At 46.4% G+C, this 16,836-nt stretch carries 16 protein-coding genes and 1 riboswitch; of the genes, 11 read left to right on the forward strand and 5 right to left on the reverse strand.

The window, feature by feature from the left end:
• Window positions 1-5 precede the first annotated feature (5 nt).
• A riboswitch (SAM riboswitch) is annotated at window positions 6-130 on the forward strand.
• Between the two features lie 234 nt (window positions 131-364).
• From metA to MKY42_RS09650, 6 genes are all read left to right on the forward strand, one after another.
• The gene (metA, locus tag MKY42_RS09625) at window positions 365-1,282 is read left to right on the forward strand and encodes a homoserine O-succinyltransferase (RefSeq protein ID WP_090902042.1); all 918 of its coding nucleotides are present in this window, start codon (window positions 365-367) and stop codon (window positions 1,280-1,282) included.
• A 24-nt stretch (window positions 1,283-1,306) separates the two neighbouring features.
• Entirely contained in the window at window positions 1,307-2,491 is a 1,185-nt protein-coding gene (locus tag MKY42_RS09630; protein ID WP_339850645.1) for an aminotransferase class I/II-fold pyridoxal phosphate-dependent enzyme, read from the forward strand.
• Window positions 2,488-3,681, forward strand: coding sequence for a PLP-dependent transferase (locus MKY42_RS09635; RefSeq protein ID WP_090895195.1), 1,194 nt, complete (start codon window positions 2,488-2,490; stop codon window positions 3,679-3,681). Before MKY42_RS09630 ends, MKY42_RS09635 begins: the two co-directional genes overlap by 4 nt.
• A gap of 243 nt (window positions 3,682-3,924) precedes the next feature.
• A complete protein-coding gene (gene mqnC / locus MKY42_RS09640; protein ID WP_090895199.1) occupies window positions 3,925-5,061 on the forward strand; it encodes a cyclic dehypoxanthinyl futalosine synthase in 1,137 nt (378 codons plus the stop codon).
• A gap of 244 nt (window positions 5,062-5,305) precedes the next feature.
• Window positions 5,306-6,283: an aldo/keto reductase gene (locus tag MKY42_RS09645; RefSeq protein WP_179265311.1), complete on the forward strand. Its 978-nt coding sequence runs from the start codon at window positions 5,306-5,308 to the stop codon at window positions 6,281-6,283.
• The gene (locus tag MKY42_RS09650) at window positions 6,280-7,293 is read left to right on the forward strand and encodes a zinc-binding alcohol dehydrogenase family protein (RefSeq protein WP_179265310.1); all 1,014 of its coding nucleotides are present in this window, start codon (window positions 6,280-6,282) and stop codon (window positions 7,291-7,293) included. Before MKY42_RS09645 ends, MKY42_RS09650 begins: the two co-directional genes overlap by 4 nt.
• Before the next feature lie 98 nt (window positions 7,294-7,391).
• Here MKY42_RS09650 and MKY42_RS09655 read toward each other — a convergent pair whose 3' ends face one another.
• The 4 genes from MKY42_RS09655 to MKY42_RS09670 form a co-directional block, all read right to left on the reverse strand.
• On the reverse strand, window positions 7,392-8,297 hold the full coding sequence (locus MKY42_RS09655) for a YitT family protein (protein WP_090895205.1): 906 nt from the start codon (window positions 8,295-8,297) through the stop codon (window positions 7,392-7,394).
• 112 nt (window positions 8,298-8,409) lie between these two features.
• Window positions 8,410-9,648: a cation:proton antiporter gene (locus MKY42_RS09660; protein WP_090895207.1), complete on the reverse strand. Its 1,239-nt coding sequence runs from the start codon at window positions 9,646-9,648 to the stop codon at window positions 8,410-8,412.
• Between the two features lie 4 nt (window positions 9,649-9,652).
• Window positions 9,653-10,147, reverse strand: coding sequence for a cation:proton antiporter regulatory subunit (locus tag MKY42_RS09665; RefSeq protein ID WP_053780467.1), 495 nt, complete (start codon window positions 10,145-10,147; stop codon window positions 9,653-9,655).
• Window positions 10,148-10,458: 311 nt separating this feature from the next.
• Complete coding sequence (locus tag MKY42_RS09670) at window positions 10,459-10,863, reverse strand: hypothetical protein (RefSeq protein WP_090895210.1); 405 nt, start codon at window positions 10,861-10,863, stop codon at window positions 10,459-10,461.
• Between the two features lie 179 nt (window positions 10,864-11,042).
• Between MKY42_RS09670 and MKY42_RS09675 the strand changes: the two genes are divergently transcribed.
• On the forward strand, window positions 11,043-11,987 hold the full coding sequence (locus tag MKY42_RS09675) for a putative sporulation protein YtxC (RefSeq protein WP_090895212.1): 945 nt from the start codon (window positions 11,043-11,045) through the stop codon (window positions 11,985-11,987).
• A gap of 188 nt (window positions 11,988-12,175) precedes the next feature.
• Here the strand turns inward: MKY42_RS09675 and MKY42_RS09680 are convergent, their stop codons facing one another.
• Entirely contained in the window at window positions 12,176-12,334 is a 159-nt protein-coding gene (locus MKY42_RS09680; protein WP_339850652.1) for a hypothetical protein, read from the reverse strand.
• Between the two features lie 79 nt (window positions 12,335-12,413).
• On the opposite strand from MKY42_RS09680, the gene thrS reads away from it, so the two are divergent.
• The 4 genes from thrS (at window position 12,414) to liaF (ending at window position 16,834) form a co-directional block, all read left to right on the forward strand.
• Complete coding sequence (gene thrS / locus MKY42_RS09685) at window positions 12,414-14,351, forward strand: threonine--tRNA ligase (RefSeq protein WP_090895214.1); 1,938 nt, start codon at window positions 12,414-12,416, stop codon at window positions 14,349-14,351.
• A 183-nt stretch (window positions 14,352-14,534) separates the two neighbouring features.
• Window positions 14,535-15,308, forward strand: a complete 774-nt coding sequence (locus MKY42_RS09690) for a 3D domain-containing protein (RefSeq protein WP_305729124.1) — start codon at window positions 14,535-14,537, stop codon at window positions 15,306-15,308.
• Window positions 15,309-15,420: 112 nt separating this feature from the next.
• The gene (locus MKY42_RS09695; protein WP_090902048.1) at window positions 15,421-15,606 is read left to right on the forward strand and encodes a hypothetical protein; all 186 of its coding nucleotides are present in this window, start codon (window positions 15,421-15,423) and stop codon (window positions 15,604-15,606) included.
• A 172-nt stretch (window positions 15,607-15,778) separates the two neighbouring features.
• Window positions 15,779-16,834: a cell wall-active antibiotics response protein LiaF gene (liaF, locus tag MKY42_RS09700; protein ID WP_339850656.1), complete on the forward strand. Its 1,056-nt coding sequence runs from the start codon at window positions 15,779-15,781 to the stop codon at window positions 16,832-16,834.
• Window positions 16,835-16,836 lie beyond the last annotated feature (2 nt).

Here is a 16,836-nt window from a genome sequence, read left to right on the forward strand (position 1 = left end):
GCGAAATCTTATCAAGAGTAGGTGGAGGGACTGGCCCGATGAAACCCGGCAACCGGCGGTATACCGCACGGTGCTAATTCTTGCAGCGACCAAGTGTCCGAGTGACACTGTTGTAACTGAGAGATGAGAGAGGCGCATATCTATTTACATATGACCTTTCTCGGAATCCGAGGAAGGTCTTTGTTATATGCACCGACTTCTCAGCAGTGATTTTCGCTAAGGAACTTGAGCCTGCCGACAGCAATGTGGTTGCAATTCAGCGCCTGCAGGCAAGCTCATGGCAGCCTATAACTGTACGGATGCGAAGCGTATCGCACCTGCAGTGGCTGCATCTATTTATGCACAAGGAGGAGTTAGAACCACCATGCCAATCAAAATTCCAGACACACTGCCTGCCAAGGAAGTACTTGCAGGAGAGAACATCTTTGTCATGGACGAGACATCCGCTTATAAGCAGGATATCCGTCCGCTGCGTATCGCTATATTAAACCTGATGCCTACAAAGGAAACGACAGAAACACAATTGCTTCGTCTGGTGGGTAACACACCCATTCAGGTAGATATCGTTCTGGTTCATCCGAAGTCTCATACGTCCAAAAACACATCGCAGGAATATTTGGACTTGTTCTACAAAACCTTTGATGAGATCGAACACCGCCGCTTTGACGGCATGATCATTACAGGCGCTCCTGTAGAGCAAATGGACTTTGAAGACGTGAACTACTGGAAAGAAATCCAGGAGATCTTCGAATGGACCAAAACCAATGTGACTTCGACTATGCATATATGTTGGGCTTCCCAAGCGGGTTTATACCATCATTTCGGAGTTCCCAAAGTTCCGCTGGATGAAAAATGTTTCGGTGTATTCTCACATACGATCAACAGATCCAATGTGCAGCTGCTGCGCGGATTTGATGAAGTATTCAACGTTCCGCATTCCCGCCATACGGAAGTGCGCCGTGAAGATATTGAAAAAAATGATAACCTTGAAATATTGGCTGAGTCTGAGGAAGCAGGAATTTTCCTGGTTGCTACCAAAGACGGCAAACAGATTTTTGCAACCGGACATGCCGAGTATGATCCGCTTTCATTGAAATGGGAATATGACCGGGATGCAGCTAAAGGCATGAACATTGCGCTGCCTAAACATTATTTCCCGAATGACGATCCTTCCCGTGTTCCCCCGGCTACTTGGCGGGCACATGCAAACTTATTATTCTCTAATTGGCTCAATTACTATGTGTATCAAGAGACACCTTACGATATTGGTCCGCAAATCTAATCGACATTACAGGAGGATGCTGCAATGGAAGACAACAAGTTGAAAATCGAAAGCCGATTGGCCCAAATTGGGTCTATCAATGAACCGGTAACAGGCGCCATTAATTTTCCGATCTATCAATCCACTGCGTTTCGCCACCCCAAGCTTGGACAAAGCACGGGATTTGATTATATTCGTACGACCAATCCAACCCGTAAAGTGTTGGAAGAAGCAGCGGCAGCGTTGGAATCCGGTGACGCCGGATTTGCCTGTAGCTCCGGCATGGCTGCCTTGCAAACGATTTTCGCCTTATTTGGACAAGGGGATCATCTGATTGTATCGCTGGATCTGTACGGCGGAACGTATCGTTTGCTAGAGCGCATCCTATCTAGATTTGGTGTGACGGCAAGTTACGTCGATACCAATGATCTGGCAGCTCTGGAAAGTATTCGTCAGCCGAATACAAAAGCGGTATTTATTGAGACACCAACCAATCCATTAATGATGATTACGGATGTGGAAGCGGTATGCTCCTGGGCCAAGAGCCACAACTTGCTGACCATTGTGGATAATACACTACTGACTCCTTTCTTCCAGCGTCCAATTGAACTCGGTGCCGATATCATCATCCATAGTGCCACAAAGTATCTGGGTGGTCATAATGATGTACTTGCCGGATTGATTATTACCAAAGGGGAAGAGTTGTCGGCCGAAATGGCATTCCTGCACAATTCCATTGGAGCAGTGTTGTCTCCAAGCGACTCCTATCAGCTGATGAAAGGCATGAAGACACTCGCTCTTCGCATGGAGCGACATGAGTATAATGCCTTGACGATTGCCAAGTACCTTTTGGAGCATCCAGCCGTTGATGAAGTGTATCATCCAGGATTGTCGGATCATCCCGGATTTGAAATACAGAATAAACAGTCCAGCGGGAACACAGGCATTTTCTCTTTCAAAGTAAAGGATGCTCGTTATGTTGAACCGTTGCTGCGTCACATCAAACTGATTGCTTTTGCGGAAAGCCTCGGGGGTGTAGAGTCATTGATGACTTATCCTGCGGTACAGACCCATGCGGATATTCCGATTGAAATTCGTGACGCTGTAGGTGTAGATGACCGCCTGTTGCGTTTCTCAGTAGGGATCGAGCATGCCGAAGATCTGATTGCCGATCTGGGCAATGCACTCACAGCTGCACAACAGGAGATAGAAGGGGGAACCGCATCATGAGTGAGCAAAACAATAATGCCAACAATCATGAACGGAATGTTCATTCCGACCTGAAGTTCGATACCAAGCTGCTTCATTTCGGTGACGAAATCGATAAAACCACCGGGGCTTCCAGTGTACCCATTTACCAGGCCTCGACATTCCATCATTTTGATATTTTTAATCCACCTCAACATGACTATAGCCGTTCGGGTAACCCGACTCGTCAGGCATTGGAGGATTACATTACATTATTGGAAGGTGGAGCACGCGGATTTGCTTATTCCTCCGGCATGGCTGCCATCTCCAGTGTGTTCATGATGTTCTCGGCAGGGGATCACATGATTGTGACGGAAGATGTATATGGAGGTACGTATCGATTGCTTACTTCCATTCTGAGTCGGATGCAGATAGAGACTACCTTTGTGGATATGACCAATATTGAGGAAGTAAAGGCAGCGCTCAAACCGAATACGAAGGCAGTCTATATGGAAACACCATCCAACCCGACACTTCGGATCACGGATATTGCTGCTGTCACCTCCTGGGCACAGGAACATGAGCTAATCTCCATTCTCGATAACACCTTCATGACGCCTTATTACCAACGGCCGATTGAGCTCGGAGTGGATATTGTCGTACATAGTGCAACCAAGTTTCTTGGCGGGCACAGTGATGTGCTGGCAGGTTTAGCCGTTGCTCGTACGGATTCACTGGGTAGACAGCTAAAACAATTGCAGAATGGACTTGGAACTGTGCTTGGTGCCCAGGAATCCTGGCTGCTGATGCGGGGCATGAAAACCTTGGGTGCGCGCATGGCACACAGTGAACAGAGCACAGCCAAGCTGGCAGCTTGGCTCAGTGGACGCAGTGATATTACGGCTGTATTTTATCCGGGACTGCTGGATCATCCCGGCCGTGAAGCTCATGAACGTCAGTCAAGCGGATACGGCGCTGTCGTGTCGTTTGACGTTGGATCTGGAGATCGGGCCAAGGCTGTACTTAACCGTGTGAAATTGCCAATTGTTGCCGTGAGTTTGGGTGCGGTTGAAAGTATCTTGTCTTATCCTGCGATGATGTCTCATGCGGCAATGCCGACTGAGGTTCGCCGCGATCGGGGTATAACTGACGGATTACTGCGGTTCTCGGTTGGTCTGGAAGACATCGATGACCTGATTGCGGATCTGGATCAGGCACTTCAGGATTCGTAGAATCGACAGTAGTGAAATACGGGTGTTATAGCCTGCTGAAAAAGAAATGAAATAGATGGCATATGTAAACATTTTTATTAATTTTTAAAGCACCTGCTCATAAGGTGCTTTTTTTCACATGTAACCTGTGTTACGATATGTGGAGTACAGAAATGCGATGTTGCCACCAAAACTTTCATCTATATGAACAAGTTGGGACGGATCGTGATACTATTTTCTCTTCATGAGGGAGGCTTTTTTACGATGAGTACGGTAGACCGTATCTTAGATAAAGCCCTTCGGGGCGAACGTTTGGACTTGGAAGACACGATTCAGCTGTTTGAATCGAATGAAGTAGACAAAATCGGGGCCGCCGCCAATGTGATTGTAAAACGCATGCACCCCGAACCATACAGAACATTTGTAATTGGGCGTAACGTCAACTACACGAACGTGTGTGATGTGTACTGCCGTTTTTGTGCTTTCTACCGCAGACCTGGCTCTGACGAAGGATATGTACTTCCCGATGAAGTTATTTTCCAGAAGATTCAAGAAACCGAAGACGTGAACGGTACCGAGATTTTGATGCAAGGCGGAACGAATCCGAATCTGCCGTTTAGCTATTACACTGACCTGCTCAAAGCGATCAAGGAGCGTTTCCCTAACATTACGATGCACTCCTTCTCACCAGCCGAAATTATGAAAATGGTCGAAGTATCCGACGGTCTCACTCTGGAAGAGGTTGTACGTGCAATTCACGAAGCGGGACTGGATTCCCTGCCTGGTGGTGGTGCGGAAATCCTGGATGACCGTACACGCCGCAAAATCAGCCGTTTGAAAGGTTCATGGCGCGATTGGATGGACGTTATGCAGACAGCTCACCGTATCGGTATGAACACAACGGCAACGATGGTTATCGGCCTTGGTGAAACGATGGAAGAGCGCGCACTGCATCTGCTTCGTGTACGTGAAGCTCAGGATGAGTGCATTGCGAACAAGTATGATTCCGAAGGATTCTTGGCGTTTATTCCTTGGACATTCCAACCGGATAATACAAATCTGAAGCTGGAGCGTCAGACGCCTGAAGAGTACCTGAAGACGGTAGCGATCAGTCGACTGGTATTGGACAACATCAAAAACATTCAATCCTCATGGGTAACGATGGGACCTGAAATCGGCAAAAAATCACTTGAATTTGGCTGCAACGACTTTGGTAGCACCATGATTGAAGAGAACGTGGTATCGGCTGCAGGCGCAACATACAAAGTCAATATTGGCTCCATTACGCAACTGATCCGGGAGTCCGGTTATATTCCGGCACAGCGTAACACAAGATATGACATCCTGCGGACGTTTGATGAGAATAATGCCATTCAACAAGATTTTGTAATGCAGAACTAATATTTATAATACATCACGCTGATGAATTGATTTGATAGGATCATTTATTCAGTTGGGATATGAGTCCGTTGATTACTCTTTATGAGGGGAATCGGCGGACTTTTTAATTTCACTTCACAACCACGTTTATTCATAGATCATCAAACAGTACATATTACGCATTTGGCGATATTTTAGTTTGAAATTCAACTGTTACAATGAAAGGACAAGTGAGTAAGCAGACATGCTGGGAAGGGGCAGGCATATGAAAACAAGAAGACTTGGCAAGACGGGACTGGAAGTACCTGTACTGAGCTTTGGAGCATCCTCTCTAGGTTCGGTATTTCGTGATATTGATCGAGGTGAGGGGATTCGTACGGTTCACGCCGCTGTAGATGCAGGGATGAACTATATAGATGTTTCGCCTTATTATGGATTAACGAAAGCCGAGATCGTACTTGGAGAAGCCATCCGCAGTTTGCCACGCAGCTCGTTTACGCTGTCGACCAAGGCTGGACGTTATGGGGAGAATACATTTGATTTTTCGCGTAAGCGGATACATGATAGTGTCCAAGAGAGTCTGGATCGACTGCATACCGACTATATCGACATCCTGTTCTTGCATGACATTGAGTTTGTCCCGGCCGATATTATTATTGAAGAAGCTTTCCCAACCTTGCTGCGCCTGAAAGAGCAGGGAGTCATTCGCCATGCAGGAATTTGTGGATTGCCGCTGCCGTTATTCGAAAAGGTATTGCCACAGATTGATGCTGACGCCATCATTTCCTATTGCCATTACGCATTGAATGACACTTCACTGCTGTCCTTATTGCCCCTTTTGGAAAAGAAAGAGATTGGCCTTGTGAATGCTTCGCCTCTTTCTATGGGCTTATTAAGCACAAGAGGTACTCCTGCCTGGCACCCGGCAGATGATCGTGTGAAGCAGGTCTGTCTGCAAGCAGCACGGTTCTGTGCGGAACAGGGAACGGATATTGCGAAGCTTGCCGTACAGTTTGCAACAGCTAATGAACGGATTCCAACAACACTGGTCAGCAGTGCAAGTGAACATAATATCCGCAACAATGCAGCCTGGATTGATGAACCGCTGGACCAGGAACTGTTATCAGAAGTGCTGCGTATTCTCGCTCCAATTCATAATGAGAGCTGGGCCAGCGGCCGCCCTGAATATAACAATGAACATCACTTTAAGCAACAAGCATCATTGAAGGGGGAACAGGAATGAGAGCTGTTATATGTGAAGAAATAAATCGTTTGGCGTTGCGAGACATAGCAGAACCCGAAAGAACCGAGAATCAGGCGCTGGTAACCATCCGCCGAATTGGAATCTGTGGAACAGATTTGCATGCCTACAAAGGTAATCAGCCCTTTTTCACTTATCCCCGTGTACTGGGTCATGAACTTGCAGGGATTATTGAAGAGATCGGGGCCAATGAAGCGGGGCTGAAGGCGGGAGATCAGGTTAGCATTATTCCATATTTGCATTGTGGTCATTGTATCGCTTGTCGATCAGGGAAAACAAATTGTTGTGTATCCATGCAGGTGATGGGCGTGCATGTGGACGGCGGCATGCGAGAGAAGATTGTTGTACCCGTCTCCCATCTGATCCAAGCCGACGGACTTACACTGGATGAAACCGCGATGGTAGAACCGCTCAGTATTGGTGCTCATGCGGTCAGAAGAGCAGCCCTAAGGCCTGGAGATCAGGTTGTGGTCATTGGAGCCGGACCGATTGGCCTGGGTGTGATGGCTTTTGCCAAACAGGCGGGTGCTCGGGTCATTGCCATTGACCGGAATCTGGACAGGCTGGAACTGAGCCGCACGTGGGCGGGCGTGGATGCTATGGTTCAGGCCGATGAACAAGCGGTACAGCAAGTTGCTGAAATTACGGATGGGGACTATGCGACGGCTGTCTTTGATGCAACAGGAAACATGCATTCAATGAATGATGCCATCCATTATGTGGCTCATGGTGGACAATTAATCTTTGTTGGACTGGTCAAAGCCGATATTTCCTTTCATGACCCAGACTTTCACAAGCGGGAGATGAGCATTCTGGGCAGCCGGAACGCCACGAGGGAAGATTTTGAGCAGGTCATGTCGATCTTGCGGGAGAAGAAGTTGAACATGGATGGCTACGTTACACACCGGGCGAGTTTTGATCAATTGCCTGATTCGATCGAAACCTGGTTACAACCGGATTCGCATGTAGTGAAAGCAATAGTAGATTTATAAAAAGAATAAATGAAAAACTCTCTCTGATCCAGAATGAATGGTTAACATCCATAGGAATCAGAGAGAGTTTTTATTTGCCTAGCCTATAGGAATTTTGATTATTTTTCCGGGTTCGTCACAATACCAGCATGTGGATCAATATGACGCACAATGGATTTGAGCCAGATCATTTCGAGGAAATGAATCTCATAGTAGAGTGCTCCCGGTACGTGTTGGATCCAACCTTCAGCGACAGCAGCGTGCCCTGAATCCGTTGAAACATCCAATGTTCGAGGTTCACGGCGCAGCCGTTTACGGATTACTTTTTCAACTTGAGCACTTTGTGTGGTTAAAATACATATTTTGCGCTTAGCTGTGAATCCGCGGAATGCAATATACACCATTTCATATGCAATGAGATAAGCAATTACCGAGTACATCGCTTGATCCCAACCGAAGACAACACCAGCAGCGGTTAGAATCAGCAAGTTGAGCAGCATGATTATTTTTTCGATAAGCATCCGTTTCCCGCTAAACACACGTTCAGGTGGACGGGAGGACGGATCACCGATTTCCAGCGTATCCAGTGTCCCACCATACCGCACGACTAGACCGATTCCTAGGCCTAGACATAATCCGCCAAATATGGCGGCAGCCAGCGGGTGCTCGACAAGCGGCGGCATGGGATGAAGCACAATGGCACCAATCGAAAAGACAACCAAACCCAGAACAGTGACCAGTACGAATTTCTTTTGCACGAGTCTATAGGACAGAAAAATAAACGGAACGTTGAACAAGAACAGGAATAAACCAATTCTCATCTCGGTCCAGTGGGCGAACAACGAAGAGATGCCCGTAATGCCTCCAATAATGATCTTATTGGGATGTAGAAACAACTCAAGTCCCACGGAGGCGAGAATTCCACCCGCTATTACAAACAATAAATTCAACAGGCGACGGGTAGATGTTAGTCTGGGCTTGGCGGTTTGTGGCACTGGATTAGCCGATATCAGAGGTGCTTTCATAGGTCATCCTCCTTTGTGCGGCTTTCGTGCCATTCTCCCTGGGTTAATCACAGAAAGATCGGCGGTAGAGCCGCGATTACGATACGTTGTCTGTTCTGAACAGACAAGGGGGTTATCCTTCTTTCTGCAGAACCTTCGGCTCTTCTTTCTTTTTCCGAGGATCTTTGAACTTGAATATTTTATCCAATAATCTGAACACGTGTTTGGACTCTTTGGTTAATAACGGTCCAAGGATCGCCAGAATGAGTACATATAAGGCGGCGAATGGTTGCAGCAGCGGGAGAAGTCCTCCGGCTTTACCCATGTTGGCCATAATGATGGAGAATTCACCACGTGACACAATAGTCAAACCGATATTGGCTGAAGCTTTTGGTGATAATCCTGCACTGCGCCCAGCGAGCATGCCTGCAAGGAAGTTTCCGAATAGGGTGAGCACAACTGCGATCAAAGCAAGCCATACAGCTTCGCCGCCAAGAGACAACGGATCGATGGACAATCCAAAGCTGAAGAAGAAGACAGCTCCGAAGAAATCACGGAATGGCAGGATCAAGTGCTCAATCCGTTTTGCATGTTCCGTTTCAGCCAACACCAAACCAACAAGCAAGGCGCCAATCGCTTCGGCGACGTGAATGGTTTCGGAGAATCCGGCAACGAGGAACAATGCACCGAAAATCACAAGTGAGAACAACTCATTAGAGCGAATCTTGAGCAATTTGTTGAGCAGTGGTGTAGCTTTGCGTCCAAGAATGATGACAATGAGCATGAATCCAAGCGCGATGAGTGCCGATACAATGACACCTCCGATGGAGGATGAATCACTGAGCACAAGTCCAGACAAGATGGAGATATATACAGCGAGAAACACATCTTCAAACATGATAATTCCGAGAATCATTTCCGTCTCCGGATTCGCTGTTCGTTTCAGATCAACGAGTACTTTGGCGACGATGGCACTGGATGAAATGGTGGTAATTCCGGCAATGACTAGAGCTTCGGCGGCTGGGAAACCGGAAGCAAAACCAAAAATCAATCCCAGTGTGAAGTTAATTCCGATATAGATGGAACCGCCGACGGCAATGGATTTACCCGATTTGATCAAACGACCAACCGAGAATTCCAGCCCAAGATAGAAGAGCAGGAACAGAATACCAATTCGGCCCATAAACTCAATAAACGGCTGACTTTCAATGAAACGGAAGTCCAGATGCCAGATCTTCATGGCATGAGGTCCAACGGCCATCCCGATCAGGATGTAAAATGGAACGACCGAAAATCTCAGTTTTGCGGATAAGAGTCCGGCTGCTGCAATGAGCACAAGTGCCAGACCCACTTCGAATATCAGATGATCCATCGACTCACCCCCTTCCGGTCAGGAGGAGGGATTTGAATAGCTTCTGCTGATTGCGTTCGCCAACGGCTACTACCGTGGACTCTGCACTAATCACGACCTCCGGACCGGGGCTGATATGTTTTTTGTGATTCTTCTCTACAACGGCAATAACCGTTGCCCCTGAGTTTTGACGTACGTCCAGTTCACCAATAGATTTACCGATACATCCGTAGGATGGCTCGATTTTGTACCATTCGATAATCAGATCGTCAAACGTTACTTCAATATTTTCAAGCTGCTTTGGCTTATAGGTTAAACCACCAACGATGGCAGCAATCTGTCTTGCTTCATAGTCATCCAGCGTAATCATGGAGATGCTTTGGTCTGGATCATCGTACTCAAAATGGTACATTTCACGGCGACCGTCATCGTGAATAATGACAATAATTTTATCTCCACTGCTCGTTTCAATCTGAAATTTCTTGCCGATTCCCGGCAAATCTGTTTCGCGTACATCCATGGATAGTAGCCTCCTTAAATTGAGGGCTGGCCACAGAAGACAGGCTTATTTCCCGAAAATAGAATGATCTGCTGCTTGTAGGAACATTAAATGATGCGGGTAAACAGAGCCAGGGACTCCTGACACACAGCCTTGTGTTGTGAATTTTTAATGAAAATGGGGATAACAAAATAGACGTTAACAAATAGGTGTTGCCAATGAGGCTGATCGATATCTAACATTTGCTAATAGGGTTATAAGTTATGCACAAGCACACCGTCTTTCAGACAGAGGTGTCTCCATGCAAAGCAACCTAAAATACGGTGTAACGGCTAGTTAAGAGCGTTCACGTAATTTGGTGCTATAGGGGTGGGAGATACATACATACTGGTGAATTTGATAGGTAGCAGAAATAATCTGCGTTTAAACAGACAAATCAACGGTTTAAAGGGTAGACGCGGTGTAGGAATTCGCAGCATTAGCAACAAAGCGAGCACAAGAAAGACAGGTTTGTTATGCGTGACCGCAATCAACTTCGACATGACTTGTGGGTATTTGCGAATGGCAGGTTTCTGCTGAGACTCCAATGTGTGGACAAGCACTTCCTTGTTGGAAGTTGTCTCAACGGTTACCTCGACAGCGGATTCCGACTGCATCGGAATAGGGAAGGACAACGCTTGGAATACGCACAAAATGATAATAAAGGCGTAACGGAGTATTCTTGGTTGTTGTCTCATTTTGGCTTCCCCCTTTTCCGTGAAACATACTGTTATAAAAATAATAACACATTTTTGTCTTAACTCCAAACGGATTGATAATATACTGAGAAATCATGACACGCTTTCCATCAATCCGCTTCGTATATCCCTATCGGCCTTGCCATATACTTTGAACAGGAAGGAAAGGAGTGATTCTTATGGAACTGTTCGCCGTATGGACCGATGTATCAGGGCAGGAGGAAGCGGATCAATTTTATCGTTGTGTGAAGGAAAAAACCAAAGGTTTACATATAAGCAAAAGAGGATTTCGGCTCACCTTCAAACATAATGACGGAAGAGCGGCCTGGGTATGCAGAGGCAATGAGAATCACGCTGACTTCCAGCAGTGGCTGCCTCAGATCAGTGATTTGCTGGCCACGGGACTTGCAGATTACATCATGGATACACGTGAACGTATTATGGTGGAAGAGATGATCTCCAAGGCCTGCTCAGTCATGGATGAACATGAGGTGGAGAAGGTAAACCGGATATGCATGCCTTTGTTATTCAATGGGGACTTGGATCAGCCAGGACTGCGCGAGCGTCGCCGTACCACTTTGGCCAATGGATTGAAGCAGGATTTGGAGGAAGTTCATTTTTTTCACCTTGAAGGTATTCTTAATTTCCGGATTCGGCAGTATAAACAGGAACTTCATGAGTTGGTAGAATATGCGCTGGATGAATTCTGGATGGATCGTCAATATGAAGAGTTTATGGGGCTGCTCAAGTATTTTGTGTTTTTTCAGGAGGCGAAAGTACCTCTTGTGCATTTGATACACAAAGGATTGCATGAATTTCAGGTATTGGATGCTGCGCTTAATGTGCTGCCCGTTCAAAAGGATGAACAGGTCGTTGTGGAGATGCCAGGACTTGAATTGGAAATGGATATCGAAGATATGATTGTGAGTACACTGATCTCCATCTCGCCTGAAAAAGTCATGCTGCATACGCGCACGCCAGATCTGCCAATTATCTCTACAATCCGTCAGATCTTTGAGGACAAGGTGCAATTATGCCATCATTGCCCCGAGTGTGAAGTGCTGCGCTCCGGGTTGTTGACAGGTCTTGACGCAAGTGATCTTGGCAATTATAATAACTGTTGATCCATGATTTATTTGAGTTGTTATGGAACAATAAGCAAAAGCGTTGACAAAGACAAGAACCACACGTACGGTCGGTGCAGAGAGAGGGAACCAGGCTGAAATTTCCTCCGGATGCCACGTTTGGTTTACCCCTTTGGAGCTGCAGTTTTGAAAATGGATATAAAGATCACCTCTATATATACAGGTAGTCATCCATGAGTAAGGATATGCCGGGTCATGCCCGTTACCGTCATGCCAATGAGGGCTGTACTTCCAATATGGATGAGCAGCTGAATTAGGGTGGAACCACGAGAGTATACAACACTCGTCCCTTTGCCGGGACGGGTGTTTTTTGCGTTCCTTTGCAAAAATCGCAGGAACAGCAATAGATTATCCATCCATGATCATGCATGGACAGAGGTTGAATTTACAGGAGGAATGAGACAAATGGCAGTTAACATTAAACTACCTGATGGTTCGGTTCGTGAGTATGCCGACGGAAGCAGCATTGAAGATGTGGCCGCTTCGATTAGCAGCGGACTTCGCAAAAATGCCGTAGCGGGCAAACTGGATGGAATCGTAGTGGACTTGTCCACAACACTTCATGAGGGAGCGTTGGTGGAGATCGTAACACTGGATTCACCAGAAGGTCTGGAAGTGATGCGTCACAGTACAGCTCACTTGCTCGCTCAAGCTGTGAAGCGTTTATATGGAAACAAAGAGGTACACCTCGGTGTTGGCCCTGTCATTGAAGATGGTTTCTACTATGATATGGATCTGGAACAACCGCTCAATCCGGAAGATCTTCAGAAGATCGAGAAGGAAATGGAACGTATTGTGAATGAGAATTTGCCAATTGTGCGTAAGGAAGTTAGCCGCGAGGAAGCCATCAAAATCTTCGAAGAAGTGGGCGATCCTTACAAGCTCGAATTGATTCGTGACTTACCGGAAGACAGTGTTATCACGATTTATGAGCAAGGTGAATTCTTCGATTTGTGTCGTGGACCCCACGTACCATCCACCAGCAAAATCAAAGTATTCAAACTCATGAATGTTGCCGGTGCTTACTGGCGCGGAGATAGCAAAAACAAAATGCTGCAACGTATTTACGGTACGGCGTTTGTGAAAAAAGCACAGCTTGATGAGCATTTGCACTTCCTGGAAGAAGCACGTAAACGGGATCACCGTAAATTGGGTAAGGAACTCGAAATCTTCACATTCTCCCAACTGGTTGGACAAGGTCTGCCAATCTGGTTGCCTAATGGTGCCAAGCTGCGCCGGACGTTGGAGCGTTATATCGTGGATCTGGAAGAGAGCCTCGGCTATCAGCATGTGTACACTCCGGTGCTGGGTAATGTTGAATTGTACAAAACATCCGGTCACTGGGAGCACTATCAGGAAGACATGTTCCCTAAAATGGTTATGGACAATGAAGAACTCGTTCTTCGTCCAATGAACTGTCCTCACCACATGATGGTGTACAAGTCCAGCATGCACAGTTACCGTGATCTGCCAATCCGGATTGCCGAGCTTGGCATGATGCATCGTTACGAAATGTCGGGTGCGTTGACAGGTCTGCACCGTGTACGTGCGATGACGCTGAACGACTCACACATATTCGCACGCCCGGATCAAATCAAGGAAGAATTTGCACGTGTTATTGAGTTGATTCAAACGGTGTATAAGGATTTCGGTATTCACGAATATCGTTTCCGTCTGTCCTATCGCGATCCTCAGGATACCGAGAAATACTTCCAGAATGACGAGATGTGGGAAATGTCCCAACGCATGCTGCGTGAAGTTGTGGAAGAACTCAACCTTCCATTCTATGAAGCAGAAGGCGAAGCGGCATTCTACGGTCCAAAACTGGATGTTCAGATCAAGACAGCACTGGGCAAAGAAGAGACATTGTCTACCGTTCAATTGGACTTCCTCTTGCCAGAGCGGTTTGAGCTCGAATATGTGGGAGATGATGGGCAGAAACATCGTCCGGTCGTTATCCACCGCGGTGTAATCAGTACGATGGAGCGTTTCACAGCATTCTTGCTGGAGAACTTTGCAGGGGCTCTGCCACTGTGGTTGTCCCCAGTACAGGCGAAGGTTATCCCGGTATCCGGCAACTTCGACGACTATGCACGTGAAGTGGAAGCGAAGCTGAAACGTGCAGGCATCTCTGCTGAAGCGGATCTGCGTAACGAGAAGCTAGGTTATAAAATCCGTGAGGCACAGCTTGAGAAAATGCCTTACATGTTCGTCGTTGGTGAAAATGAACGTAATGCAGAGGGTGTATCTGTGCGGAAACGTGGAGAAGGCGATCTCGGCATGAAACCTGTGGGCGAAATTGTAGCCCAACTCAAAGAAGAGATTGCAACAAGACTGGTGTAATCCTGAATTGTGGGCTCTATAATAGAAAACCGTTTGAATCATATTGGAGTAAATCCAATGGTTCAGACGGTTTTTTTTTGTTGTTTTCAGGTTTTCTGTACATCCGGTTTAGAAGCCTTAACGGAGAAAAGTATAGAAATTTTTCATTTTGGAAAACCTTTGCAGTAAGGGGGAGGTTCTATAATGAAAAAGCAATTCTTAATTCAGAAGAAAAACATAAGGTTCATCATCTCTTGCTGTGTAGTGCTCACCGGAGTAGTCTTGGGCTGGAATCAGGCAGAAGCCTATATCTTTGAAGAGGAAAATGAAGTCAGGTATGTGGAGAATCGGCACAGCGAAATCTCAGGAGAGCTTGAAGGCATACATTCAGAAACGGCAGTATATGAATACAGCGATCAGGCTCAAATCACAACTTTGGTCTATATGGGGTTTTTATGGTCTCCACAGCCTATTGTCATTCCGCGACCGGAAATTCCGGAGAAGCAGATCGGAGTGGACCCATCCATGCCGGTGCTCGCTCCGCGTACAGAACAGGTATTGGATACGCACAAGGTAACGGCTACCGGGTACACTGCAGGTGTGGAATCAACCGGAAAAGGTCCAAAACATCCTCAATACGGAATTACGTATTCAGGTGTAAAGGTACGCCGCGATAAAGAAACGGTCTCAACGATTGCAGCTGATCCGAAGCTGTTTCCACTGGGCTCCATTTTATATATTCCCGGCTATGGTTATGGCATCGTTGCTGACACAGGCTCGGCGATCAAGGGCAATAAAATTGATCTTTATTTCCCTACAACAAAGCAAGTGTATAAAGAATGGGGCAAAAAGGACGTCGAAGTACAGGTGATCAAACAAGGTGCTGGAAAATGCACTGAAAAAATGCTGGAAGAGTTATCGGAAGCCATCGATGTGTACAAATCCGTACCGGATTCATGGCTGGACAAGGCTGTTTAATGATGAATTCTAATACATGAATAACACACGCGCACTCTTCACATAATACTCTCTGGGGACGAACCCCGCGTTGCAGACATGCAATGTAAATATGAAGAGAGAGGTGATCGTCGTGGCTAAGAAATCTCAAGGTTCACAAACGCCAAACGAGAAGTACAATGCTGAGTTTGGAGAAGAGAATGTAGCAAGCAAAGTGAAACAATCGCACCAAAACAAAGTGAAGGATAACTTCCAAACACCTGATGAAAAATACAATGCTGAGTTCGGTACTGAGAACACAGGCAAAACACAAAAGTAAATCAATGCACAGACACCTTGGAGAATTTTTCTCCAGGGTGTTTTTAATATTTTACATAAATACCCTTCCACCTCCGTCTGGAGACCGAGATCAATTCCATCTGCCGCCGCTGTTAACCAACCCTTGTCTGATGTACACTGGATACAGAATTCAGATAAAGGAGACATGAGCGATGAAACGATCTACGCGGGACCGCTGGTGGGTTGGCATTCCTCTTATTGCGATTGGCGCAATAATATTGTTCAGGCAATTGGGCTATGACATAGATATCGGATACATGTTCAGAACATATTGGCCGTTATTTTTGATTTGGTGGGGTGTCAAAGGTATAACCGAAATTCGGCGCAACGGGAGTCATGCATTGATTGGGCCTGCCATTGTACTGGCGATTGGTGGTTACTTCTTGGCACGCAATCTGGGATGGATCGATTACTCCATGGGTGAGTTCATTCGCTACTTAATTCCAGTGATGCTGATTGGTGGGGGATTGTTCGTTCTGATCGGACCTCGTCGTCGTGACCGGAAACATCATGACCAAGTGCAACCGCCTCCACCGCCGGAGCCACCTTATAAGCCATTGTCCCCTGAGGACCTGGAAATGCCATCTTCGTTTGACGAACAGTTCGAGAAAACATTTGGCAAACCGAAACAGGAACAAAAAAATGATTCGCATGGCTCTTTTTATACAGATAAGGAGGACGATAAATCACACGGACATCAACACCATCATAAACATCAACATCATCATCACAAGCATAAAGGTTACGGTTCAAATAAAAAGGCATATGAAACATTTGATGATGATGACCACTATGATGATGATTCGAATTATTATGATGACCACGGGAATACGATTAACAAATCGGCATTTATCGGTGATATGTATATGGGACAGGAAGTGTTTTCCCTCAAACCGATGAACATTTCTGCATTTATTGGCGATACGGTGATTGATTTGACGAAGGCACAGATACCTTACGGTGAGACGAAGATTAACATTTCCTCTTTTATCGGGGATGTGAAGGTATTTGTACCGGAAGATATGGATCTGGGTGTGACCGTGACGACGAACTCGTTTATTGGGGACATGTCGCTGTTAAATCAAAAACGGGGTGGATTCCTAAGCAGCGCTCAGGCTGAAACGGCGCATTATCGCGAAGCAGGAAAAAAAGTACGGATTGTTGTTAGTGTGTTTATTGGAGATGTCAAAGTGAACAAGGTGGGTTAACG

It is taken from the genome of Paenibacillus sp. FSL W7-1088 (assembly GCF_037969855.1).
GTDB lineage: Bacteria > Bacillota > Bacilli > Paenibacillales > Paenibacillaceae > Paenibacillus.

What these genes read in the sequence shown, in the direction of transcription:
- metA (WP_090902042.1), top strand. Translation starts at nt 365, where the DNA reads ATGCCAATCAAAATTCCAGACACACTGCCTGCCAAGGAAGTACTTGCA.
- MKY42_RS09630 (WP_339850645.1), top strand. Translation starts at nt 1,307, where the DNA reads ATGGAAGACAACAAGTTGAAAATCGAAAGCCGATTGGCCCAAATTGGG.
- MKY42_RS09635 (WP_090895195.1), top strand. Translation starts at nt 2,488, where the DNA reads ATGAGTGAGCAAAACAATAATGCCAACAATCATGAACGGAATGTTCAT.
- mqnC (WP_090895199.1), top strand. Translation starts at nt 3,925, where the DNA reads ATGAGTACGGTAGACCGTATCTTAGATAAAGCCCTTCGGGGCGAACGT.
- MKY42_RS09645 (WP_179265311.1), top strand. Translation starts at nt 5,306, where the DNA reads ATGAAAACAAGAAGACTTGGCAAGACGGGACTGGAAGTACCTGTACTG.
- MKY42_RS09650 (WP_179265310.1), top strand. Translation starts at nt 6,280, where the DNA reads ATGAGAGCTGTTATATGTGAAGAAATAAATCGTTTGGCGTTGCGAGAC.
- MKY42_RS09655 (WP_090895205.1), bottom strand. Translation starts at nt 8,297, where the DNA reads ATGAAAGCACCTCTGATATCGGCTAATCCAGTGCCACAAACCGCCAAG.
- MKY42_RS09660 (WP_090895207.1), bottom strand. Translation starts at nt 9,648, where the DNA reads ATGGATCATCTGATATTCGAAGTGGGTCTGGCACTTGTGCTCATTGCA.
- MKY42_RS09665 (WP_053780467.1), bottom strand. Translation starts at nt 10,147, where the DNA reads ATGGATGTACGCGAAACAGATTTGCCGGGAATCGGCAAGAAATTTCAG.
- MKY42_RS09670 (WP_090895210.1), bottom strand. Translation starts at nt 10,863, where the DNA reads ATGAGACAACAACCAAGAATACTCCGTTACGCCTTTATTATCATTTTG.
- MKY42_RS09675 (WP_090895212.1), top strand. Translation starts at nt 11,043, where the DNA reads ATGGAACTGTTCGCCGTATGGACCGATGTATCAGGGCAGGAGGAAGCG.
- thrS (WP_090895214.1), top strand. Translation starts at nt 12,414, where the DNA reads ATGGCAGTTAACATTAAACTACCTGATGGTTCGGTTCGTGAGTATGCC.
- MKY42_RS09690 (WP_305729124.1), top strand. Translation starts at nt 14,535, where the DNA reads ATGAAAAAGCAATTCTTAATTCAGAAGAAAAACATAAGGTTCATCATC.
- liaF (WP_339850656.1), top strand. Translation starts at nt 15,779, where the DNA reads ATGAAACGATCTACGCGGGACCGCTGGTGGGTTGGCATTCCTCTTATT.